This window comes from Streptomyces sp. NPDC001381 (genome assembly GCF_042895685.1).
Lineage (GTDB): Bacteria > Actinomycetota > Actinomycetes > Streptomycetales > Streptomycetaceae > Streptomyces.
Genome location: NZ_JBIAWO010000006.1, coordinates 45,823 through 68,257, shown reverse-complemented (window position 1 = coordinate 68,257; position 22,435 = coordinate 45,823). Strand labels below are relative to the sequence as shown.

Annotated in this window: 19 protein-coding genes and 3 pseudogenes; 2 read left to right on the top strand and 20 right to left on the bottom strand. The window is 70.8% G+C overall.

Annotated elements, in window-relative coordinates; all coding sequences use genetic code 11:
• The first annotated feature begins 19 nt into the window (after nt 1-19).
• Nucleotides 20-829: pseudogene (locus ACFY2L_RS26230) on the top strand (IS5 family transposase).
• A 435-nt stretch (nt 830-1,264) separates the two neighbouring features.
• Entirely contained in the window at nt 1,265-1,990 is a 726-nt protein-coding gene (locus ACFY2L_RS26225) for a HEAT repeat domain-containing protein (RefSeq protein WP_390823565.1), read from the top strand.
• Nucleotides 1,991-2,100: 110 nt separating this feature from the next.
• Here the strand turns inward: ACFY2L_RS26225 and ACFY2L_RS26220 are convergent, their stop codons facing one another.
• From ACFY2L_RS26220 to ACFY2L_RS26125, 20 genes and pseudogenes are all read right to left on the bottom strand, one after another.
• Nucleotides 2,101-2,358, bottom strand: a complete 258-nt coding sequence (locus ACFY2L_RS26220; protein WP_390823564.1) for a hypothetical protein — start codon at nt 2,356-2,358, stop codon at nt 2,101-2,103.
• Between the two features lie 109 nt (nt 2,359-2,467).
• Nucleotides 2,468-3,952, bottom strand: a pseudogene (locus tag ACFY2L_RS26215) (NF041680 family putative transposase).
• Between the two features lie 292 nt (nt 3,953-4,244).
• A pseudogene (locus ACFY2L_RS26210) lies at nt 4,245-4,796 on the bottom strand (IS701 family transposase); the annotation flags it as partial.
• A gap of 102 nt (nt 4,797-4,898) precedes the next feature.
• Complete coding sequence (locus ACFY2L_RS26205; RefSeq protein WP_390823563.1) at nt 4,899-5,834, bottom strand: ABC transporter permease; 936 nt, start codon at nt 5,832-5,834, stop codon at nt 4,899-4,901.
• Nucleotides 5,821-6,618, bottom strand: a complete 798-nt coding sequence (locus ACFY2L_RS26200) for an ABC transporter ATP-binding protein (protein WP_390823562.1) — start codon at nt 6,616-6,618, stop codon at nt 5,821-5,823. The genes ACFY2L_RS26205 and ACFY2L_RS26200 overlap by 14 nt, the downstream gene beginning before the upstream one ends.
• Nucleotides 6,619-6,660: 42 nt before the next feature.
• Entirely contained in the window at nt 6,661-7,779 is a 1,119-nt protein-coding gene (locus tag ACFY2L_RS26195; protein ID WP_390823561.1) for an ABC transporter substrate-binding protein, read from the bottom strand.
• Between the two features lie 204 nt (nt 7,780-7,983).
• The gene (locus ACFY2L_RS26190; RefSeq protein WP_390823560.1) at nt 7,984-8,085 is read right to left on the bottom strand and encodes a putative leader peptide; all 102 of its coding nucleotides are present in this window, start codon (nt 8,083-8,085) and stop codon (nt 7,984-7,986) included.
• Nucleotides 8,086-8,221: 136 nt separating this feature from the next.
• Complete coding sequence (locus tag ACFY2L_RS26185; RefSeq protein ID WP_390823559.1) at nt 8,222-8,680, bottom strand: RrF2 family transcriptional regulator; 459 nt, start codon at nt 8,678-8,680, stop codon at nt 8,222-8,224.
• Between the two features lie 104 nt (nt 8,681-8,784).
• Nucleotides 8,785-9,684 carry a TauD/TfdA dioxygenase family protein gene (locus ACFY2L_RS26180; RefSeq protein WP_390823558.1) on the bottom strand — a complete coding sequence of 300 codons (900 nt, stop codon included), beginning with the start codon at nt 9,682-9,684 and terminating at the stop codon, nt 8,785-8,787.
• A gap of 39 nt (nt 9,685-9,723) precedes the next feature.
• On the bottom strand, nt 9,724-10,092 hold the full coding sequence (locus ACFY2L_RS26175; protein ID WP_390823557.1) for a 4Fe-4S dicluster domain-containing protein: 369 nt from the start codon (nt 10,090-10,092) through the stop codon (nt 9,724-9,726).
• Complete coding sequence (locus ACFY2L_RS26170) at nt 10,089-11,702, bottom strand: FAD-binding protein (RefSeq protein ID WP_390823556.1); 1,614 nt, start codon at nt 11,700-11,702, stop codon at nt 10,089-10,091. Before ACFY2L_RS26170 ends, ACFY2L_RS26175 begins: the two co-directional genes overlap by 4 nt.
• Complete coding sequence (locus ACFY2L_RS26165; protein WP_390823743.1) at nt 11,699-13,039, bottom strand: LLM class flavin-dependent oxidoreductase; 1,341 nt, start codon at nt 13,037-13,039, stop codon at nt 11,699-11,701. The genes ACFY2L_RS26170 and ACFY2L_RS26165 overlap by 4 nt, the downstream gene beginning before the upstream one ends.
• Nucleotides 13,040-13,620: 581 nt before the next feature.
• Nucleotides 13,621-14,469 carry an ABC transporter ATP-binding protein gene (locus ACFY2L_RS26160; protein ID WP_390823555.1) on the bottom strand — a complete coding sequence of 283 codons (849 nt, stop codon included), beginning with the start codon at nt 14,467-14,469 and terminating at the stop codon, nt 13,621-13,623.
• Nucleotides 14,470-14,473: 4 nt separating this feature from the next.
• Complete coding sequence (locus ACFY2L_RS26155; protein ID WP_390823554.1) at nt 14,474-15,520, bottom strand: ABC transporter substrate-binding protein; 1,047 nt, start codon at nt 15,518-15,520, stop codon at nt 14,474-14,476.
• A 165-nt stretch (nt 15,521-15,685) separates the two neighbouring features.
• Complete coding sequence (locus tag ACFY2L_RS26150) at nt 15,686-15,778, bottom strand: putative leader peptide (RefSeq protein WP_390823553.1); 93 nt, start codon at nt 15,776-15,778, stop codon at nt 15,686-15,688.
• Between the two features lie 154 nt (nt 15,779-15,932).
• Nucleotides 15,933-16,715, bottom strand: coding sequence for a TSUP family transporter (locus ACFY2L_RS26145; RefSeq protein WP_390823552.1), 783 nt, complete (start codon nt 16,713-16,715; stop codon nt 15,933-15,935).
• 182 nt (nt 16,716-16,897) lie between these two features.
• A complete protein-coding gene (locus ACFY2L_RS26140; protein ID WP_390823551.1) occupies nt 16,898-18,127 on the bottom strand; it encodes an acyl-CoA dehydrogenase family protein in 1,230 nt (409 codons plus the stop codon).
• Nucleotides 18,128-18,140: 13 nt separating this feature from the next.
• A complete protein-coding gene (locus ACFY2L_RS26135; RefSeq protein ID WP_390823550.1) occupies nt 18,141-18,710 on the bottom strand; it encodes a winged helix-turn-helix domain-containing protein in 570 nt (189 codons plus the stop codon).
• 271 nt (nt 18,711-18,981) lie between these two features.
• The gene (locus ACFY2L_RS26130) at nt 18,982-20,958 is read right to left on the bottom strand and encodes an FAD/NAD(P)-binding protein (protein WP_390823549.1); all 1,977 of its coding nucleotides are present in this window, start codon (nt 20,956-20,958) and stop codon (nt 18,982-18,984) included.
• The gene (locus ACFY2L_RS26125) at nt 20,955-21,962 is read right to left on the bottom strand and encodes an amino acid ABC transporter permease (protein ID WP_390823548.1); all 1,008 of its coding nucleotides are present in this window, start codon (nt 21,960-21,962) and stop codon (nt 20,955-20,957) included. The genes ACFY2L_RS26130 and ACFY2L_RS26125 overlap by 4 nt, the downstream gene beginning before the upstream one ends.
• Between the last annotated feature and the right edge of the window lie 473 nt (nt 21,963-22,435).

Here is a 22,435-nt window from a genome sequence, read left to right as displayed (position 1 = left end):
ATCGCTCGTTGTGCCGTGCATGACGGATCTGGTGGAGCGGTTGGTGCCGGACGAGTTGTGGACACTGTTCCGGCGGGTGGTCCCGCCGACGGAGGTCATACGCCCGCAAGGCGGCGGCCGACGGCGGGCCGGGGACCGCGAATGCCTGGCGGCGATCATCTTCGTAGCCACCTCGGGCTGCACGTGGCGGCAGCTGCCGCCGGCGTTCGGGCCCGCCTGGCCTACAGTCTACCGGCGCTTCGCCCAGTGGAGCCGGGACCGGGTCTGGGCCCGGCTCCACCGCGTCATCCTGGACGAACTCGGCGCTCGGGGCGAGCTGGACTGGTCGCGGTGCGCGATCGACTCCGTCAGCGTCCGGGCGACAAAAGGGGGCCACTGACCGGACCGAATCCGACCCGACCGAGGCAAGCCGGGATCGAAAATCCACCTCATCACCGACCGAAACGGCGTGTCGTTGTCACTGGGTATCTCCGGCGCCAACATGCACGACAGCCTCGGCCTGCAGCCGCTCGTGCGAGGAATCCCGCCCGTCCGCTCCCGCCGCGGCCCGCGCCGCCGGCGTCCGGCCAAGCTCCATGCCGACAAGGGATACGACTACGACCACCTGCGGCAATGGCTTCGCGAGCGTCGCATCCGCCACCGCATCGCCCGCAAGGGCATCGAGTCGTCCACGCGGCTCGGCCGACATCGCTGGGTCGTCGAGAGAACGGTCTCCTGGCTGGCCGGATGCCGAAGGCTGCACCGCCGCTATGAGCAAAAGGCCGAACACTTCCTGGCCTTCGTCGGCATCGCCGCAGCCCTCATCAGCTACCGCCGACTCACCAAGTGAAACAACGTCTTAGCTTGGCGTTTAACGTCCGCCTTCGAACAGGCTGGCCTGGTGATCACCCGCCTGCACGGCTGACCTCGTGTCCGCCCTGCGGTGCGAACGCAGCGCGTCGGCACCGAGGTCGGTCCGCTCGGGCATGATTGGCTTTGATCAGACTCGGCGGTGGGGTGGCGTGACGTGGGCGAGTGGCGGACCGATCCGACCTTCGCGATGTGCCGGGCGTTGGCGGACGGGGTGGAATTGCCCTCATTCGCGGGTGGGCCGTTCGACGTGCGGGCGGTGGTGGCCGCCATCCGGGCCGAGGCCAAGGACGGATTCCTGCTCGACGAAGTCCCCTGGGAGCATTTCCCACGGGGGGATCGCGTCAGGGAGGCCGTTCACCTGCTGCATGCCGGCGACTCACCCGTTCGCACCGGAACGGGCGTTGTGAGCGGCATGTGCGCCAACGACATGCGGGCTGCGGCCGTGCTCGCCGTGCCGTTCCTGATCCGGATCGCCGCCGACACCCGCCACCCTCACCGTGTCGACGCGCTCGACGAAGTTTCCTCCCCGGCCCGCGCCCGCTACTTCGGCGTCGCCTCCCGCGACGAACTGCTGCTCCACCGCGCCGACACCCAGTACGACGACCTCTATGACGACTACGGCGTCGAGGTGACCGGCTACCCGGCGGGCTGGTCGATCGCTGCCGCCCGGGCCGCGATCACCGCCGACACCGCCCTCCTGCAGCCCCTTCTCGACGACCCCGACCCGTCGATCCGCATCCACTCCGCCTACGCATTGGCCACGGCCACCGACCCCGATCGGATCGTCCGCTCCGCTTTCCGCGCCCGGCTCGCCGCCGAGCAGGACCCGATGGTCCGCGCCGCCCTGGTCCTCGCCATCGCCGAAGCCACCCGCTCTCACCCCCACCCGCCGAGCACCGCGTGGATGCGAGAGCGGTGGCGAGACCGGACACAGACGCCCGAGGTCCGGCTGGCCGCCGCGATCGGCTGGCTCTGCCTCACCGACGAACCCGCCCCTGACGACCTGCGGGCCGCCGTCGACGGTCTCGCCACCGACGAGTGCGCCCACGCCATGGACGTCCTGCCCTGGATGGCCGCCGCCGGCGGATCCGGCGAGACGGGACTGCGACACTGCGTCCGAAAGATTGCTCCATCCTGAACGGCCTGATCCGGTGGGGTGCGACGACCCGTGGGCCCCGCGCCACTGACGGCGAGAGCAAGCCCCCTGCGCGCCCCGGCTCGCTGCCCGCAGTGGGCACCGAAGGGTGTTCAGATCCAGTTGCCCCAGCCGAACGTGGCGATGTAGGCCCGTCGGACGGCGTCCCAGCCACGGCCGCTGCCGATGTGAATCACTGCCAGCGCAAGAAGGAACCAGGCCGCGAAGGCACCAGCAACTATCAAGGTCCATCGAGCGCCGGAGAAACTGGCGATCACGATCAAGGCGATGACGGTCACGCCCAAGCCCATGTGGGCGGCAGGCAGATCTGAGCGCAGTGCCTCGCGCACTGGGTGTCGTTCTTCCTGCATGTCCCGGGTGTACCGAGAACGAGCTGAGCTGTCGCCGTTCTCCCGCTCAGAGCTGTGCTCCATGGGTGGCCCCCCGTAGATCTCAGGCTGAAGCTGCAATCCGAGCAGCCTATCGACGGCGGCCATCATCGGTCGTTCGCCGGGGCTTCGTCCCCTTCTTGTGGTGTGAGGGCCGGGAGTAGGACTCGCCGGTGGCGAGGACGAGTCCGACGTCGTAGCGGGTGGCGGGCCGCCGGTTCTTCGAGCCGAGCGGGCGGCCGGGACCGGGGCGCGTGGGTTTCGGTGCACCGGCTGGCGTGCCCGCCTTCGCGTACAGGTACCTGAACCCGCGGCGGACGCGGGCGGGGGTAAGTCTGTTCGGTTCCGCTGGCCGCTCCCATGGCCGGCGCAGATCCCGTGCGAGGGGGCGGGCGAGGCGGAGTTGGGCATGCGCGGCCAGGACGAGCCAGGTCCACCGGTCCGCCGCGCCGGAATCCCGGAGCTTGGGCCGGGTCCATCCGAGCGTCTGCTTGAGGAAGCGGAACGTATGCTCCACATCGAACCTTCGCAGGAACGCCTGCCAGCATCGGTCGACGTCTTCGGGGCAGGCGTCGGTGCCCGACCACCAGAGCCAGACTGGCTTGTTCACCCCGCCGCTCGGCAGTTTCGCCACCGACAGCCGGATCACGGTGCCCTCGATGATCGGCAAGGGCACCTCATGGTCGAGCCACGCCGCCCGCCGGGTCAGCCGGGGGTGCAGCCGGTCCCACGCCTGGGCGGTCGCCGTCCCGTACCGCTCCGTGTCGGTCACAGTCACCACCGCCACCTCGCCCCAAGTCTCGGGACGCCCGAAGACGAACTCGCCGCCGTGCTTGGGCGGGCGCCCGCCCTGAGGCGGGCAAATCCACGGCACCGGGACCGGCTTGCGCATGACCCGGTCCGACCGGAGCCTGCCCAGCACCTCGACCGGCAGGTCAGCCAAGAGATGGGCGATGCGGGGAGCGTCGTAGCCGGCATCAAGCACGACCATGACATCGCGGTCACCCGGTCGCCACTGGCCAGCCTCCACGAGGCGTTCGATGACCTCGCGGACCTGGACGGCGGTGACCGCGGCCAGGTCCGCGCCGGGCTCCAGCCGGATGGCGTCCAGCAGCGCGGTCCACGAGGTCCGGCCCGCCTCCAGCGCGGCGACGATCGAGTACGGCCAGCCGGGCACCATCTGATGCTTGCCCAGGCCGCGGCCGAAGGTGTGGCAGAACGAGCGGTCCGAGCAGGTGTCCGCGTCCGGCCGCAGCCACGGAGAAACGTCCACCGCCAGCACCAACCGGCCGTCACGGGCCCGGGGCAGCGGCACGCCGACCAGGGCCCGTCGCAGCCGGGCGACGTCGATCCGGCCTTGGTTGAGTCCGGAATACAGGGCACCGTGCCCGCGTCAGTGCTCGGGAGCGAGGGCCAGGTCCACAAGCGTGCGGACCGGGCCTTCGGTGCACAGCAGGGCGTCGCAAAGCTCGAACAGGGCGTCGCTCCGGGAGACCAGGCATGCGTACAACTCCAACCGAAACCCCGTCACCGCCACGAACGCGTCTCGTTGAACCCCGTACTCGACCAGTTCCACGATCCCCGCCTCCGTGCCGCAGAAACCCTGTGCACAGGATCAGGCGCCAGCCCCGCACACGTCCCGTGAACTGGGGAAACCCCGAGCAAGTTCGAGCATCGTTCGACAGCGGACGATAAACGACAAGCTTAGTACTGCAACGGTGCTTGCCGTGACTGCTGGCCAGTTCAGGGGCTGTGTCCGCGTCGTTTGTAGTGGCTGGTGCGGGCCTGGTGTTGTCGTCGTCGGCGCCACGCCGATCAGCGCAGGATGTGCTCGACGGGTGTGGGTCGGCGGTCGGTGAGGCGGGTGATCAGCCGTCGTATCTCGGCGAGGCTGAGGTGGATGAGCTGGGAGGATCCGTTTCTGCTTTCCCGGCGTCCAGCTCGCGGGCTCGCAGGACGGTCAGGCAGGCGTGGGCGGCCATGGCGAGGGTCATGTGGCGGTGCCAGCCGGGATAGCGGCGGACCTGGTAGTCGTCCAGGCCGCATTCCTGTTTCGCGCTCTGGAAGCACCTCTCGATGGCCCACCTGCTGCCCGCGATGCGGATCAGGTCGTCAAGCGTTGTCTCAGCCGGGCAGTAGGCGATATAGTAAGAGATCTCCCCGGGTCGGCTCACGCTGCGGCGGGCGATCACCCAGTGGCGGCGGTCGGGCCGGTGCCAGGGCCGGACCTCGACGCGTGCCCAGTCGTAGATCCGCAGGCCGTGAGCCCCGCTGCCGCAGGAACGGCGCTTCCATTTCTGCCGGGCAAGGCCGGTGAACAGGTCGTGGACGGGATGGTCGATCGCCCAGCGGGTGACCACGGTGTCGTGCCGGGTGGTGGCCATGACGTGGAAGACGTCCGCCCGCTCCAGCTCGGAGCGGCGGCGGCCGGTTCGTTGCCCTGGGCAGGGCTGCGAGTTGAGTACGTGCACGCGGCCACGGCATGTGTGTCGGCGGAGTGGTGGTGCTGGCGGTCCGTTTGTTCAGCGGGTGACCAGCAGGCCCCGGCCGCGCAGCACCCGTCGCTCCAGCGGGCTGAAGATCAGCAGGTCGATGGCGATGCCGACGAGCAGGATCAGGAAGATGGCCAGGAACACCTGCGACATGCTGGCGTTGTTGCGTCCGTTCTCCAGCAGCTGGCCGAGGCCGACGCCGAGGTCGGGTGAGGAGGCGATGATCTCGGCGGCCATCAGTGATCGCCAGGAGAAGGCCCAGCCCTGTTTCAGTCCGGCGAGGTAGCCGGGGAGCGCGGCCGGCATCACGATGTGCCGGGCGCCGCGCAGGCCGGTCGCGCCCAGGGTGCGTCCGGCGCGCAGGAACAGCGGGGGGATCTGGTCGATGCCTGCGACGAGGCCGTTGGCGATGGAGGGGACCGCGCCGAGCAGGATCACGGCGTACATCATCGAGTTGTTCAGGCCCAGCCAGAGCACGGCGGGCGGCACCCAGGCCACGGACGGCAGTGACTGCAGTCCGGACAGGATGGGGCCGACGGCGGCCCGGACGAATGTCACCCGGGCGACCAGCAGGCCGAGCGGTGTACCGATGGCGAGTGCCATCAGGAAGCCGAGCAGGCCGCGTGAGACGGATGTCCAGATGTAGTCGAGGAGGGTGCCCTGCCGCCAGGCGTCGCTCACCTCGTCCCACACCGCCAACGGCGAGGGCAGTTTGTAGTCGGGGGCGACCTCGGCCCACACCAGCAGCTGCCAGACCGCCAGCACCAGTGCGACGGCGGTGATGGGCGGCAGTGCTTTGCGGATCAGGGTCTCGCGCAGCGGTGTACGGCCGGCCTGTACCGAGTCCAGCGCGTCGAGCCCGGCCTCCAGCCCCGTCAGATCGTGCGTGTCCTGCATTTCCCGGGGCTCCCCGGCTGCCGGTGAGCCGGCCTTGTCGGCGTCGGTGCCGGTGTCAGTGCTGGCCATGGCGGCGGATCTCCCTGCGCAGTTCTTCGGTGATGTCGACGGACAGTGCGGCGACCGCGCTGTCCTCGATGCGGCGCGGCTGCGGGATGCCGACGGTCCATTCGCGGGCGATCCGGCCCGGCCGCGAGGACAGCAGCACCACCCGCTGCGCCAGCTTCACCGCCTCGCGCACGTTGTGTGTCACGAACAGCACCGACACTCCCGTCTCGTGCCAGATGCGGGTCAGCTCGTCGTGCAGGACGTCACGGGTGATGGCGTCCAGCGCGGCGAACGGCTCGTCCATCAGCAGCAGCCGGCTGTCCTGGGCCAGCGCGCGGGCCAGCGCGACCCGCTGGCGCATGCCGCCCGACAGTTCGTGCACCCGCTTGCCGTGGGCGCCCTGCAGCCGTACGAGGTCCAGCAGCCGTTCCGCCTCGGCGCGGCGCTCCGGTTTGGCGACGCCGCGCAGCTTCAGCGCGAGTTCGATGTTCTTGCCCGCGGTCAGCCAGGGGAACAGGGCATGCTCCTGGAACATCAGGGCCGGCCGGCCGTCCGTGCCGATGGAGCCGGCGGACGGCAGGTCCAGTCCCGCGACCAGGTTGAGCAGGGTGGACTTGCCGCAGCCGGAGGCCCCCAGGAGGGTGACGAACTCGCCCGGTGCGACATCGAGGGTGATGTCGTCCAGCACGAGCTGCTGCCCGCCGGGCGTGCCCGGCGCGGGGAAGGACTTCGAGACGTGCTCGATGCGGGCGGCGTGCGTCACCGCCGTGGCGTCCTGGACAGCCTTGGCGACCGTGGTGGCCATGGTCGTCACCTCCTGGGTACTCATCGGGGCGGTTGCCGTTTGTCAGCTGTTCGGCTGCTCGGCGCCGAGACCGGCGTCGTCGACCTCGTCCTTGCCCTCGGCCTTGAGGACCTTGTTGAGCGGTGCGAGGTCGTAGATGCCCTTCAGGTCGGGCTTCTCCAGCAGACCGGCCTTCACCGCGTGCTCCGCCTCGGTGTTGAGGGTGGAGGCCAGCGGGTCGTCGAGGAAGGTGATGGACTTCCAGGCCGGGTCGATGACCTCGGCGGGCAGGGCCTTGCCGGACTCCTCCTTCAGTGCCGCGTTGGCGGACGCCTTGGCCTTGTCCGGGTTGGCGTTGATCCACTCGTTGGTCTTCACCGAGCCGCGCAGCACGGCCTCGACGACGTCCGGGTGATCCTTGAGGAAGTCCTGGCGCACGATGATGTTCGTGATCACGAACTTCTTGTCGGGCCACAGGTCGGCCTCGTCGAGGATCACCTTCGCGCCCTCGGCGACCAGCTTGGAAGCGGTCGGCTCCGGCACCCACGCGCCGTCGATGGAGCCGGACTTGTAGGCGTCCGGGGTGATCTTGTTGTCCGTGCGGACGACGGAGACGTCGCCCTTGCCGCTCTCCGCGTCGACCTTCCAGCCCTGCTCCGCGATCCAGTTGAGGAACGCGACGTCCTGGGTGTTGCCGAGCTGCGGCGTGGCGATCTTCTTGCCCTTGACGTCGTCCAGGGACTTGATCTTCTTCGGGTTGACGACGAGCTTCACGCCACCGGAGGCGGAACCGCTGATGATGCGCAGGTTCTTGCCGCCCGACTTGGTGTAGCCGTTGATGGCGGGGGAGGGGCCGATCCAGCCGATGTCGATGGAGCCGGCGTTGAGCGCCTCGATCTCGGAGGGGCCGGCGTTGAAGGTCGAGGCCTTGATCCTGGTGCCGCCGAGCTCCTTCTGGAGCAGGCCCTCCTGGACGCCCACCAGGGCCGTGGCGTGGGTGAGGTTGGGGAAGTAGCCGATCTTCACCTCGTCGGCGGAGAGCTTCTCGGCGCCCGCCGCGACCTCGGTCTGCTTGCCGTCGTCGGCGGCGTCGGATCCGTAGCCGCAGGCGGTGAGCAGGAGGGGGAGCGCTGCTACGACGGCGATGGTGCGCAGGGCGGTGAGCGGTCTTGCGGCAGACACGGAGGTGTCCTCTCGGGGAATGGTTTGATCAGGGAGATGCCGAAAGCGCGAGGCGCACAGCTCATGGGCATGCGCTTCGTTCGCCGGACCTCGGCGGCGGGAATGCCGTCGCGGATCCGGGGGAGGAGCTGCGCGGGGAGGGGCGGGCGCGGGTGCCGCTGCCGACCGAAGGATCTTCTGCCGACGGCCTCGGGCACGACGGCCTCAGGCGGGCCGACAGAGGGCGCTGGACGTGCGGCCGAGGTCGATGTGGCGGCGCGAGGTCAGCAGGGGGAGCGACAGGTCTGCGCGGTTGCGCGTTCGCATGACCCCCCCGGATCCCTAGTTTTCCTACCTGGCTGATAGGGATCGTGGCAGAAGGAGGCGTTCACCCCAAGAGGGCGTTCATATGATGGACGCGACTATCTCACTCTTCGGGATTCCCGGTCGGCGGCCCGGCGTGTCAGGGGTTTGCCCACGCTCTCGGGGCGTCGGTCAGCGCGGCTACATCGGCGGGCAGTTGGGCCGATGCGACGTCGGCGAGTGACACGCCGTCCAGGATCTCGCGCACGTTGGACCGCAACGCGATCCACAGGGGCAGCAGTGACTCGGCGGGGCCGGTGTACGACAGCTCGGGCGGGCGGACGCCGCGTACCGAGACCAGGGGGCCCTCCACGACGCGGATGACGTCGGCGATGCTGATCGACTCGGCGGGCTTGGCCAGCCGGTAGCCGCCGTTGCCGCCGCGCTGGCTGAGCACGAGACCGCCCCGGCGCATGTCGTTGAGGATGCTCTCGAGGAACTTGTGCGGGATGTCCTGGGCGTCGGCGATGGCCTCGGCCTTCAGCGGCCCGTCATCCCGGGACGCGGCGAGCTGCAGTGCGGCACGTACCGCGTAGTCCGCTCTGGCTGAGATCCGCATGCGTCCATTATCCCGTATGGCCTCGGCCGTCATCGGACAGAGGCAGACCGCCGGGCGGGAGCCGATGCCCCCTGCCCGGCGGCCGCGCGTGGCGGGTGCGGTGCTCAGGCCGCGGCCGGGGTGTAGTGGGCGGCGTCGTCTCCCTCGATGACGTGGCTGAGGCGGCCGTCGACACCGGCCGGGACGTCGCCCGCGACGGTCACCCGGTGCAGCAGGCGCGGCAGGTCGCCGTAGTCGTCGGGGGCGTAGTGCTGGGTGATGCGGTTGTCGAACAGGACGAGGTCGCCGGGCGCCCAGGCCACGCGCACGATGTTCTCGGGACGCGTGACGTACGACTGGAAGATGCGCAGCAGGTCGCGGGAGTCGGACGGGCCGAGGCCCACGATGCTCTGGGCGAAGCCGCCGACGAACAGCCCGCGCTCCCCGGTCTCGGGGTGGACGCGGACGACCGGGTGGGCGGTGCGGTACTTCCGGGAGACGAACCGCCTGCGGTGCTCGGCCGCCTTCTCGCTCTTCGGGGCGGCGTAGTCGTAGTCGTTGGTGTGCACCGCCCACAGCCTGTCCGCCAGCTCGCGCAGCGCCTCGGGCAGATCCCGGTACGCGGCGGCCGAGTTGGCGATGAGGGTGTTGCCGCCGTAGGGCGGGACCACGATGCTGCGCAGCGTGGACGCCTTCGGGGGCGTACGGACGAAGGTGACGTCGGTGTGCCACTGGTTGGCGCGGATCCCCTCGTCGCCGTCGACCGGCAGGATGTTCGGCTGGCCGTCGACGGAGGGGACCGTCGGGTGCGCGGTGGTCAGCTCACCGAAGAGGGAGGCGAAGCGGAGCTGGCCCGCGTCGTCCAGGTCCTGGTCGCGGAAGACGAGCGCCTTGTGTTCCAGGAGCGCGGAGTTGATCTCGGTGACGACGGCGGGGTCGAGGTCGGCGGAAAGATCCACGCCGAGGATTTCGGCGCCGATACGGCCGCCGATCCTGCGGATGTCGAAGCCGGTGCTGGTGGTCATGCGCGGTGTCCTTTCGAGGGGCGATCAGCCGGGAGGCCGTCAGGAGGTGATGGGCAGGGAGGTTCCCCGGGACCCTGGCGGGCCGAGGGCAGGGCCGACGGCCCGCAGCGCGCCGGGGGTGCGGCCTCGTCCCCAGCCGATGTGCCGGCGGTAGCTGCCGAGCAGCCCCGTACGGTCCAGGTGGTCCTCGTCGCGGGCGGTGGAGTCGTCGGGCAGCGGATGGGTCAGGGGCGCGACGTACAGGGCGTCGGCCGGGCAGTTCGCCTCGCACTGGAAGCAGGTCTGGCAGTCGTCGCGGCGGGCGAGCACCGGGATGCCGTCCTCGCCCCGGTCGAAGACATCGGTCGGGCAGACCCTGATGCACTTGTCGCAGGCGATGCAGCGTTCCGCCGAGACCAGTTCGATCATGAGGCCGTCTCCAGGGCAGCGGCTGACGCGGCCGACGCATCCGTCACGGGCTCGACGCGGGTCCACACCCGGTCCAGACCGCCCGTCGTGATGCGGTGGTGCTGACCGGGGTCCTGCGCGGGGAAGTCGAGCCGCTTGGCCATACCGCGGGTCTCGGTACGGGCCAGTGCGGCCGCGTACATCCAGCGGGCGTGTGCCGCCATCGCCACCGCCTGCCTCGCCCGTATCGCGTCCCCGCCCTCGGCGTGCAGGGAGGCGCGGGACTCCGCCCACACGGTGTCGAGGACCTCCAGCGAGGCGGTGAGCCGGTCGCCGTGGCGCAGGTAGTTCTTCTCGTACGGCAGCACCTCGGCCTGGACCGCGGTGACGACCTCGCGGAAGCCGCCGGCCGGACCCGGTGTTCCGGTGGGCCGCAGCCCGGCCCCGCCCACGGCCACCAGGCGCCTCGTGGCGGCGCGTGCGCCGAGCGAGCGGGCGTGGCGGGCCGCGCCCCGGCCGGCCCAGATGCCGGAGGAGATGGCCCAGGCGGCGTTGTGGCTGCCGCCACCGGTGAAGCCGCCGCAGATCAGCTCACGGGTCGCCGCGTCGCCGGCCGCGTACAGTCCGGGGACGGTGGTGGAGCAGTCGTCGCCGGTGATGCGGATGCCGCCGGTGCCGCGCACGGTGCCCTCGGCGAGCAGGGTGACGGCGAAGCGCTGGGTGAAGGGGTCGATGCCGAGCCGGTCGAAGGTGAGGAAGAAGTTGGGCTGGGCCAGCCGCATCGCCTGCCGGGCCGCCGCGTCCGCCCGGTCGAGGCGGCAGTACACCTTCTCGCTGAGCAGCGCCCGCGCGATCACCGACCGGCCGCCCTGGCTGGCCGCACCCTCCAGGACCGTACCGTCCTCGTGGTAGAAGGTCGCGAACGAGTAGAACGCGGTCTTGGTGACGGAGGTGCCCTCGGGCGCGATGCCGTACGCATTGGAGAACTCCATCCCCGACAGCTCCGCGCCCGCCTCGGCGGCGAACAGCGCGCCGTCGCCGGTGTTGACGTTGCAGCCGAGCGCGCCGCTGAGGAACGCGCAGCCGCCCGTGGCCAGCACGACCGCCCCGGCACGCACCCGGTACGGCTGCCCGGCCTGCCGCCGGTGCCCCCGGGCCCCGGCGACCGCCCCAAAGGGATCGGTGAGCAGTTCGGTGACCGGGCTGTGGTCGAGGACGCGTGCCCCGGCCCGCTGGACGCGGATGCGCATCCTGCGCATGTACTCCGGCCCCTGGAGGCCGTTCCTGAACTGTTTGCCGTCGGGCCCGGTCGGGAAGGGGTAGCGCCCCGCCGCCGCGAGCTCGTTGATCCCGGCGTATGTCTGGTCCAGCACCCGGGCCATCCAGCGCCGGTCGGCCAGGTATCCGCCCAGTCCCTCCCTGCTCGCCATGGCCGCCTCCCGCGCGGCGGGCTCCGGGGGGACGTACCAGACGCCCGTTCCGGCGGAGGCGGTGGCGCCGCTGGTGCCGCAGTAGCCCTTGTCGGCGAGGACCACGTCCGCCCCGTCCTGGGCCGCCTTGAGAGCGGCCCAGGTGGCGGCGGGGCCGCCACCGACCACCAGGACGTCCGTGGTGAGGTCGAGACCGGTCATACGGCCACTTCCTCTCCTGCGGCTGTCGCGGCCAGCCGGTTGGCGGGGCGGGCCAGGCCGTAGTTCTCGCGCAGGGTGCGGCCGGTGTACTCGGTGCGGAACAGCCCGCGCCGCTGCAGGATCGGGACGACGTGGTCGACGAAGTCCTCCAGGCCGCCCGGCAGATGGGGCGGCATGATGTTGAAGCCGTCGGCGGCGCCCTGGGTGAACCACTCCTCGATCTCGTCGGCTATCTGCTCGGGAGTGCCGGCGAAGACGCGGTGGCCGCGGCCGGCGCCGAGGCGGGCGATGAGCTCACGCAGGGTGAGGCCGTCACGTCGGGCGAGTTCGGCGACGAGCGTGAAGCGGCTCTTGTTGCCGTTGATGTCCCGCTCCTTGGGCAGCTCGGGCAGCGGCCCGTCCAGCGGCAGCCCGGTCAGATCGGTGCCGAGCATCCCGGACAGCTGGGCGAGCCCGTACTCCGGGACCTGGAGGTCCGTCAACTCCTGCTCCAGGGAGCGAGCTTCCGCCTCCGTCGAGCCGATCACGGGGGCGATGCCGGGAAGCACCAGCAGCTGGTCCCCGGTGCGGCCGTAGCGGGCGAGGCGGGACTTGAGGTCCTTGTAGAAGGCCTGGCCGTCGGCGAGGGTCTGCTGGGCGGTGAAGACGGCCTCGGCGTACTGGGCGGCGAACTCCTTGCCGTCCTGCGACGAGCCGGCCTGCACCAGCAGCGGGTAGCCCTGCGGGCTGCGCGGTACGTTCAGCGGGCCCTGCACCCCGAAGTACTCCCCGCGGTGGTCGATCTCCCGCACCTTGCCGGTGTCGGCGTAGACGCCGCGCTCCCGGTCGAGGAGGATCGCGTCGTCCTCCCAGCTGTCCCACAGCTTGGTGGCGACCTCGACGAACTCCCGCGCCCGCTCGTAGCGCAGCGCGTGCTCCAGGTGTTCGTCCTGCCCGAAGTTGCGGGCCTCGTTCACGGTGCCGGAGGTGACGATGTTCCAGCCCGCCCGGCCGCCGCTGATGTGGTCCAGGGAGGCGAACTTGCGTGCGGTGTGGAAGGGCTCGTTGAAGGTGGTGGAGACGGTGGCGATCAGACCGACGTGCTCGGTGACCGCCGCCAGGGCGGACAGCAGGGTGAGCGGTTCGAAGCCGCCGAGGGCGTTGTAGCGGACCTTCCCCCACAGGGCGAGGCCGTCGGCGAGGAACACCGAATCGAGCAGACCGCGCTCGGCGGTCCGGGCGAGCTGCTGGAAGTAGCGCAGGTCGGTGACGCGTTCGGGCTGGGTGCGCGGGTGCCGCCAGGCGGCGTCGTGGTGGCCCGCGTTCAGCAGCAGGACGAACACCGGCAGCAGGGCCAGCGCCGCGGTGTTGCGGAACACCTCCAGCAGCGGTCCGACGAGGTCGGCGACCGGCCGGTACCAGCCGATCAGCAGCCCGAGCGGTACGGCGACGGCCACGGCGATACCGAATCCGCTGAACGAACGCGCCAGGCTGGCACGCGCGTTGTCGGCGAGCTGACCGTCTGCGGCGAGCCCCCACCAGGCGTCGGCGACCTCGCTGAACGGCGGCAGGAAGGTCCGGTCCACCAGACCGGCTCGTGGCGCGATCTCCCACAGCAGGAGCAGGGCCACGATGGCCGCGGACTTGGTCGCCCCCTTCAGCAGCAGGTACGGCAGCCGGCGGACCGTCCGCAGCGCTGTCCGGCGGACACGGGCCGTGAGGAAGGGGGCCCGGCGCGCGTCCGGAGGTGATGAGACGCCGGACGGGGGCGCGGTCCATGGGCCGGTCTCAGGGGACGTGGCGGACTCGGCGGGCTTGGTGAGGGAAGGTGCCTGCACTTCTTCTGCCGTGTTCGCCGCGTCGGCCGTGTTCGCCGCGTCGGTGGTGGCGGTCGCGTGGGTCGCGTCGGCCTTCTCGGCGGTCGTGCCGGTCGTGGAGCTCATACGGAGGCCTCCTCCTTCTCCAGCTGCTGGGCCCTGGCCACCTCGTCGTGCAGCAGCGACCAGATCTCGTGGCGGTGCCGTGCGAACTCGGCACTGGAGCGCAGGTCGTCCGTCGCCGTACGGGAGCCGAGGGCGACCGGCACGATCTGCTTGATCCGGCCGGGCCTCGACGTCATGACGGCGACGCGCTGTCCCAGGTAGACGGCCTCGTCGATGCCGTGGGTGATGAAGACGACGGTCTTGCCGGTGCGCTGCCAGATGCGCAGCAGTTCGTCCTGCAGCGACTCCCGGGTCTGGGCGTCCAGCGCGGCGAACGGCTCGTCCATCAGCAGGACGTCGGGGTCGTAGGCGAGGCTGCGGGCGATCGCCACCCGCTGCCGCATCCCGCCCGACAACTCGTGCGGATGGCGGTCCTCGAACCCGGTCAGGCCGACCAGATCCAGGAACTGCCGGGCGCGTGCGGCTCGTTGGCGCCGGGGGACGCCGGTGGCCTCCAGGCCGAACTCGACGTTGCCCTGCGCCGTGCGCCACGGCAGCAGCGCGTACTGCTGGAAGACGATGCCCCGGTCCAGTCCCGGCCCGGTGACGGGTGCGCCGTCCAGCAGGATCCGTCCGCCGGTGGGCTGGGTGAGGCCGCCGAGCAGCTCCAGCAGTGTCGACTTTCCGCAGCCGCTGGGACCGACCAGGACGACGAACTCGCCGTCCGCTATCTCCAGGTCGATACCGTCGAGGGCGGTGAAACGGGTGGTCTGCCCGGCCCCCGTGCGGTCCTTGACGGTGAAGTCCTTCCGTACGTCCTCGAACACGACCTTGGGCGTCGTGGATTGCGTGGTGTCTTCCGGCATGGGATCAGCTCCCGCTCTTCGCGGCGGAGGAGGGCTTCTTGTAGGCGTTGAACTCATTGGTGTAGAGGTCCGACAGCGTGACCTGGCCCTTCTTGATGTCGCCCCGCTCGGCCAGCCAGTCGATCCACAACTGGAGTTCCTTGCCGGTGATCCGGCCCGCCGTCTCCGCGACGCCGTAGGACCGCCAGAACTTCAGCGGTGCGGTGTCCTCGTTGCGGCCGCGCTTCTTCACGATCTTTGTCATCCGGTCGACGACCTCCTCGTGCGGAGTGGAGCGGGACCACTCGATGGCCCGCCCCACGGCGGTGACGAAGGTCCGGGCCGTGTCGGGGTTCTGCTTCAGGAAGCGGTCCGTCATCACGTACGTGCCGGCACTGAACGCGCCGAGCAGCCGGTAGTCCGTGAACAGCGGGCGGATGCCGCCGGTGGCCAGGGCCTTGTCGCGCAGGATGCCGCCGAGTACGGCCACGTCGATCTGCTTCTGGCGCAGGGACTGCTCGGTGTTGACCGGGGGCACCACGAGCGGCTCGACCTTGCCGATGTCGGCCTGGGACAGACCGCCCCGCTGAAGGTAGATGTCGAGCATGGCCTCGGAGTGGGCTCCGAGGGTGTTCATCCCGACCTTCTTGCCGATCAGGTCCCGGGCCGAGCGGATCGGGCTGTCCTTGAGGACGTAGAAGCCGTTGTAGGCGTACTTGTCGGCGCCGTAGTAACTGATGACGGCCTTGACGGGAGCGTTGTTGGCGGCCAGTTTGACGACCGCGCCGTTGAAAGCGCCGCCGAAGTCGACCTGCCCGGTGGCCGCGGACTGGATGTCCTGCGGTCCGCTGATCGTGTTGCCGACCCACTTCAGCTTCACGTCCTCCAGATAGCCGAGATCCTCGGCCAGTTCGGGCAGCGTGACCTGACCGGCCCAGCCCTGGTATCTCAGCGTCTTGGTCTGGTCCTTGGCGGCCGGTGTCCCGGACGCGGTCGTGCCGCAGCTCACCGACACCGCCGAAAGTCCGAGAAGGGTGAGGAAGTGACGTCGGGTCGATGCCGTCGTGGCCATGGCAGGTTCCTGTTCGGGAAACGGGGAAAGGAAAGGCAGACGTCGAACGGCGGAGAAAAGATCTCAGCAGAAATTGCTACGACGAGGACCGACGTCTGTTGTGAAAAGCAGCGGCTTGCGTAGAAGAAGCCGACTGTGAAATGGAGCGAAGGGGAGCTGTGCCTGTCAGCGCGTGCGGCGGCCGACGGCACAGATGGCGCTGGCCTGACGTCGCAGATCGACGTGCAGACGCGCGGCGAGAATCTCGGACTTGCTCACAGCCACGAGAGTTGCAGCGAAATCCAGCCAGGTCAACGTCGCTTGTGTATGCGTCATATGTTCTCAACGGTCCGACATGCGAATGAAGCGAGGCGTTCACAATGGTCTGGATGGGCGGTGGGGTGGTGACCGCCGTTTCATGCCGCCACCGCCGTCAGCGCAGTGACTGCACGGCGTAGAGGGCACCGAGGGCGGAGGCCAGGGCGCCGAGCAGGAGACGCAGTGCCGTTTCGGGCAGCCGAGGTTGCAGGTGCGCCCCGAGGTAGCCGCCGATCAGTCCGCCGAGGCCGCAGGCCAGTCCGAGGTACCAGTCGGGGGCGATGTCACCGGAGCCCGTCAGGGACAGCAGCGCGAACGTCGCGGCCCCGGCCACGGAGGTGGCGAACGTGGAGGCGAGGGCGGCCGGCGCCACGCGGGCGACGGGCATGCCCCGGCCGACCAGTACGGGGCCGAGGATGGATCCGCCGCCGATCCCGTAGATTCCGCCGACAACCCCGACGAGCAGGGCCAGGCCGGTGATGGCGCGGGGCGAGGGTTCCGCAGCCGGGGCGGGCCGGGCGGGCCGGAGGGTGCGCCCGACGAGCCACAGGCCCAGTGGCATCAGCAGAGCGGCGACCAGAAGGCGGAAGACGGTGGCCCCCGGGACGGCGAAGACCCGTATCACGGCGCCGATGACCACTCCGGGCAGCGTGCCGGTCACCAAGCGGCGCGTCAGCGGACCGTACAGCAGGCCCTCGCGGCGGTAGCGCGCCAGGGCGCCGGGCCCGGCCACCACGTTGAACAGCAGATTGGTGGGAGTGACGGCCGGACTGGGCACCCCGAGGACACTCAACTGCACGGGCAGCAGGAACACGGCACCCGACACCCCCACCGGCGCGGTCACCACTGCTATGAGCAGGCCGACCGCCAGTCCGGCCAGCCCCGTTGACCATGTCACGGCAGGCCCCCCGATTCGCATGTCCGGCCAGTATCGCCGCCGTGGTCCCGCTGCCGGCCCACCGGGCTGCTGGGCACCCCCGGTAGCGAGGGATCCTGGCAGCAGGCCGATCGGCTCAGGCAGGGGCGCGACTGCGGAATCGATCCCCGGAACCGGTCCTGCCGGACGTCCCCGCCTCCCGATCAGGCGGGCAGGACGAACGGAGGGTGAGCGCCGTTGAGGAAGTACTCCCCGACATCGCGGAGCCGGTGGGCGACGGGCTCGTACAGGGTGTGGGTCCGGGCATTGCGCCAGAACCGGTCGAAGCCCAGCCGTGCGGAGGCGGAGCGGGCGCCGATGATGTCGAGGGCGCGGGTGGTGGACTCCTGCGCTGCCCGGGCCGCGGCGGTTTCGGCCATGGCCACGAGGGCGGAGATGTCCGCACACTCGTCGTAGGTGAGCTCTTCGCCGCGATCGAGGCCGCCCCGCACGGCTTCCAGCGCTTGATCGGTGAGTGCCGACGCCGATCGGGTGAGGACGGCGAGTTCTCCGTAGGCGGTCTGCACCTGCGGGTCGTGCGGGGTGCCGGCCGGCCAGGCGGGGTGCCAGGGTGCGTGGCCCGTCCTGCTGTACTCACGGGCTTCGGCGAGCACTCCCTCGGCCATGCCGACAAGGAGCTGGGCGGAGAAGAGCCGCCCGGCCGGAGATGCCAGGGCGGCCCGGGGCGACAGCAGGTCCTCGTCCGCGGACAGGGAGCCGAGCACGTCGTCGGCATCCACCGGTACGTCGTCGAACTCCACGCTGCCGCCGGCCGCGAGCCGCTGGCCGAAGGTGTCCGCATCGCCGTCGACCACCACACCGCGACGGGCGGGATCCACCACGACGGCGAGCGGTTCACCCGTGTCCTCCCGCACGGCGCGCACGGCGAGACGATCGGCGACCAGGACCCCGGTGGTGTAGCTCTGCCGACCGCCGAGCACCAGCCCCCTGGAGGTCCTGGCCAGCACCAGAGGCGGCTCCTGACGCGCGAAACCGCCGCCCCAGCACCACTGTTCGGCCGCGGACCGCTCCTCTGTCTGCGCGGCGAGAGCGGGCCCGGCGAAGAAGCGGGCGCTCCACGACAGGAAGTAGTGACAGCCGAGCAGTCGACCGATCGCGCCGTCGGCCGCGGCGATCTCCCGGACGACGGCGTAGGCCGTGGGCCAGTCCGGGCCGCCTCCCCGGGGCTCGGCCGGCGTCAGGAGCGTCAACAGTCCCGCCTCGCGCAGCCGGGACACCTCGTCGATCGGGGCCTTGCCCGCCTGCTCCCTGGCCGCCGCGTCCGTGGCCAGGTCGTCCGCCGTCTCGCGGGCCACGCGCAGCCAGTGCGCATGGCCGGGCCCGGTCCGGTCGGACGGCGAGGCGGGGTGGGACGGCGCGGAGGCAAGGCCCATGGAAGTGGTCTCCTCAAGGTCGGCCGCAGAGCGCGGCGTTGGAGCTCTCCTGCAGGTCGGGCACGTACTTGTAGCCCACGCGCCGAACCGTGACGATGCGGTGCCGGTGAGCTTCGCCCAGCTTGCGGCGCAGGCGGGCGATGTGGACATCCACGGTGCGGCCGTCGCCGATGTGGTCGTAGCCCCAGACGGCGGCCACCAGCCGATCACGCGTCTGCACGTGGTGGGGATGCTGAACGAGATGCGCCAGCAGCTCGAACTCCAGGTAGGTGAGGTCGAGTTCACGTCCGTTGACCTCGGCGACATGCCGCGCCGGATCGATGCGGACGACGTCGTCCGCCGTCGGCCGGACAGGGGCCGGGCCTGCGGCGCCGACCGGTCGGATCTCGGGCCGTGGCCTGTCCTTGGCGAAGAGCTCGGTGGGATCGGTGCCCTCGGGGACGAGCACGAGGTAGCCGACGAGCGGCGCGGACGTGTGTCCCTGGGCGGCTCGCTGAGCGGTATCGCCCACCAGACGAAGACGGGGTGTGTCGGCGGGGAGCGGAACGTGTGGGGCGGCCTGGGCCGGAAGTGCCGTGGTCATGGCGTTGTCCCTCAGAAGTGTGTCGGGCCGTCAGGCGCAGTGGGTGAGTTCGCCTGATCGCCTGTGAAGGGGGGAGCGGAGTGGCACGGGCGAAGGTGTGAGTCGCGTGCCTTACGCGCGGCAGCAGGCGGCACTGACGACGTGACCAAAGTCGACATGCCGACGACGAACGAGTCGTTGCTGCTTACGGGACATGTTCATCATCCTGCGCACCCCCGGCGGACGCAGTCAAGGCTTCCCTAGTAATCCAATAGGAAAAGTAGGGAAGGTCTCACGCTCTGAGAGGCCGGCCGTCCACCGGTGACGTGGCCGTGTCAGCCTCGGTGGCGCTCAGGGCACGCAGGAGCGCGCGGGCCACCGCGTCGTTCTGGCGGAAGGCGGGCGCGTTGGTGCGGGGGCGGGCGAAGGCGGCGACGGCCCGGCTGTTGGTGGGGGCGCCGAGGGCGATGCGGCGGGGGTGGGGGCTGCCGAGGGACGGGTCGAGGACGTGGCCGTCCGTGGGGGAGACGGCGAGCAGACCGGAGCGGTGGATGTGGGTGGGGTCGGCGATGACCTCCTCGGTGAGCGCGCCGGCCCGGTGCAGGGCGCGCAGGAGTGGGTCCTCGGTGCGGTCGAGGGAGGGGCCCGGAAGGTACGCCTCGACGAGGGCGGTGGCGTGGAGGGTGTGGCCGGGGACGGTGGGGCCGGTCGCGGTGAAGGCGCCGGTGCTCTCGTCGGTGTCGATCCGGATGCCGGCGCCCAGGAAGCGGACGATCCCGGCCCGGGACAGAGCCAGCAGCTGCCGCAGCCGGAAGCCGGGCGGGCCGGAGGCCAGGAAGCTGAAGAAGCCGTGCCACCAGCCGTCGAGTTGCCCGGCGACGGAATGCGCGGTCAGCCGTCCCGCCGCGACCAGGCGGGGCAGTTGCCCGTAGACCGAGAGCAGGGCGAGGAATGCCCCGAGGTCGGCGCTGAACGCCGGGTCCTCGCGGCGGGCGACGTCCCGGGCGATGTGGTCGCGCAGGTGGTCCTGGAAGGCCTGAGGCGTGGGGAAGGCGAGGCCGTCCAGAGGGCGGTCCAGGACCTCGAAGTCCAGGCGGTCCGCCGGGTCGGGTACGGCCGTGGCGACGAGGACCGCCATCTCGGCGTCGTACCAGCCCAGGCGGTCGTAGACGGCGACGAAATCCGGCCAGGGGACGGCCGTGCGCTCGGGGTGGGCGTGGAAGAGCTCGTGGTAGTGGCCGAAGCCGATCTCCTTGGCCATCAGCGGCCACACATCGCGCCGCAGGTCCAGCGGGCGGCCCTCGGCGAGCAGCCCGTCGACCGCCTCGGGGCCGAAGTGGCGTGGCAGCGGAGGCCGGGGACCCTGGAGGCGGTAGCGCGTCTTCGCGTGGTACGGCACCCCGCGCCGCGATCCGACGTGCAGGACCGGCTCGCGGCCGGACGGGAGATAGGTGAGGGTGCCGTCGGCCTCGCTGCGGTAGGTGCCGCCGCGGCCCTCGGTGAGCAGCGCCATCAGGTCGATGAAGGCCAGTCCGAAGCCGCGCACGATGACGTGCTCGCCGGGTCGCAGTGCGGACAGGTCGGCGTCGGCGGAGAACTCGGGCGGGAGGTGGAAGCGGCCGTGCCGGCGGGCGAAGGCGGCGTGGTCACGGTACTCGGCGGCGGGAGTGGAGCCGAGGTGTCCCTGGGCCAGGACCACCAGGTCGGCGGTGAGCGCAGTGGCACGGTCGGCGAGGTGCACCTGCTGAGGGCCGTCCGGCGGACCGGTGACGGCGGTCGCGGTGGTGCGGTGCCACTCGACCGTGACCGAGGGCGGCAGCTGGGCCAGCGCCCTGCGGAACACCCAGTCCAGGTAGGCGCTCTGGGCGCGGCGGGTGGGGAAGTCGGACCCGTCGAGCGTGCGCAGTTCGGCGAGCACCTCCGGGTCGGCGGGTTCGGCGTACGGGGCGTGGCGCGGGCTCCGGCCGGAGAACTGGGCGGCCCACTCGGCGAGCGAGGGGCCGGGCCGCACCGGGCCCTCGATGGTGGACGACTCGTCGGTGAACATGGTGACGTCCTCGGCCATGGAGTTCATCCGCAGCAGTGCCGACTGCTCGTGACGCCAGACGCGTCCCGGGCCGGGCGGGTGCGGGTCCACCAGGTGGATGCGCAACTCCCGTGCCTCGTGCCACAGTTCGGGCGCGTTGGCGGCGATCCGCTCCAGCAGGCCCGTGGCGCGCGGCCCCGCGCCGACGACGACCAGGACGGCCGGCGAAGGGGTGCTGCTCACCGGTCACCGCCGATCGCCGGGCGGGCGTCGGCGGCCGTGGCCGCGCTCAGCCGGTGGCGCACGGCGGTCAGGTGGCCGCGCAGCCGTTGCAGCGGGGTCGGCGGCAGGGCGCGGGAGTCCCCGCGCGCGTAGTACCGCTCGACGTGGAACTGGCCCGCGCTGAGCACTGTGGTGACCGCGATGTACCACAGGGTGGCGACCATCAGCAGCGGGATGACCTGGTAGGTCTGGTTGTAGATGAGCTGCACCGAGTACAGCAGGTCGTGCACGGCCAGCACGCTGACGATGCTGGTGCCCTTGAGGGTGCCGATCAGCATGTTTCCGGCCGTGGGCACGATGGAGCGCATCGCCTGGGGGACGACGATCCGGCGCAGGGTGCGGCGTCTGCTCAGCCCGAGGGCATGGGCTGCCTCGGTCTGCCCGGAGTCCACGGAGAGGATGCCGCCGCGCACCACCTCGGCGGCGTAGGCGGTCTCGTGCAGGGTCAGGCCGATGACGGCGGTCAGGGTGGGACCGAGCAGATTGACCGTCTTGACGGTGAGGAACTGCGGGCCGAACGGGATGCCGAGGCCCAGCGTCGGATACAGGGCGCCGATGTTGAACCAGAACAGCAGCTGCACCAGCAGCGGCGTGGACCGGAAGATCCACACATACCCCCAACTCATCGTGCGCAGCACGGGGTTGGCGGAGAGCCGCATCACCGCTAGCACGGTGCCGAGCAGGAATCCGAGCACCATCACCACAGCCGTCAGCCACAGGGAGAGCAGCAGTCCGTCGAGCACGGCGGCGGTGGTGAAGTACCGGCCCACCACGCTCCATTGGAAGGCGTCGTTGCGGACGACGGAGTTGAGCACCATAGCGAACAGCAGCAGGGCGACCGCAGCGGTCAGCCACCGGCCGACGTGCCGGCGCGGCACGATCCGCGGGAGGTCGGGGCCAGGCACGCTCGCCCGTTTCGGGGGTTTCGTCGCAGGGGCCGGCGTGACTTCGGAAGGGGTGACCATCGAGAGGCTCTCCGGGAGAGGGAATCGCAGGCTTGGGTGACCACCCGGTGGCACTCGCAGGGAGCACAACGGCACAGGCGCTGCATGCATACGGTGCGGCCGGGGTTCGGCGCCGTCACGATCGCCGCGTCCCTCAACGCGGCCGGAAAGGCTGCCGGGCAGGGCGGCCGATCCGCTGTCGATCGTATGTGCCCAGGGCATCGATGTGTCAACAGCGCCCAGGGCGGCGCCGGCCCCGGGCGGTCCGGCATCCGGGCACTGCTTGACGAGCGCCACGATGTACTGCTCAATTAGTCGCATGAATGCCCAGCAGCGCTTGGTCTCGCGCGATCACATCGACTTCGGTCGAGTGTGGTCCGCCGCGTGTTGCGCCTGACTCGGCAGCGGGCCGTCTGACCGGCCCTTCCCTCCCTCGGTGACCCCGTCGCGGGCCGAGTTCTCTCCTCACGCGCGCTGCCGCAGCTCTGTTTCTC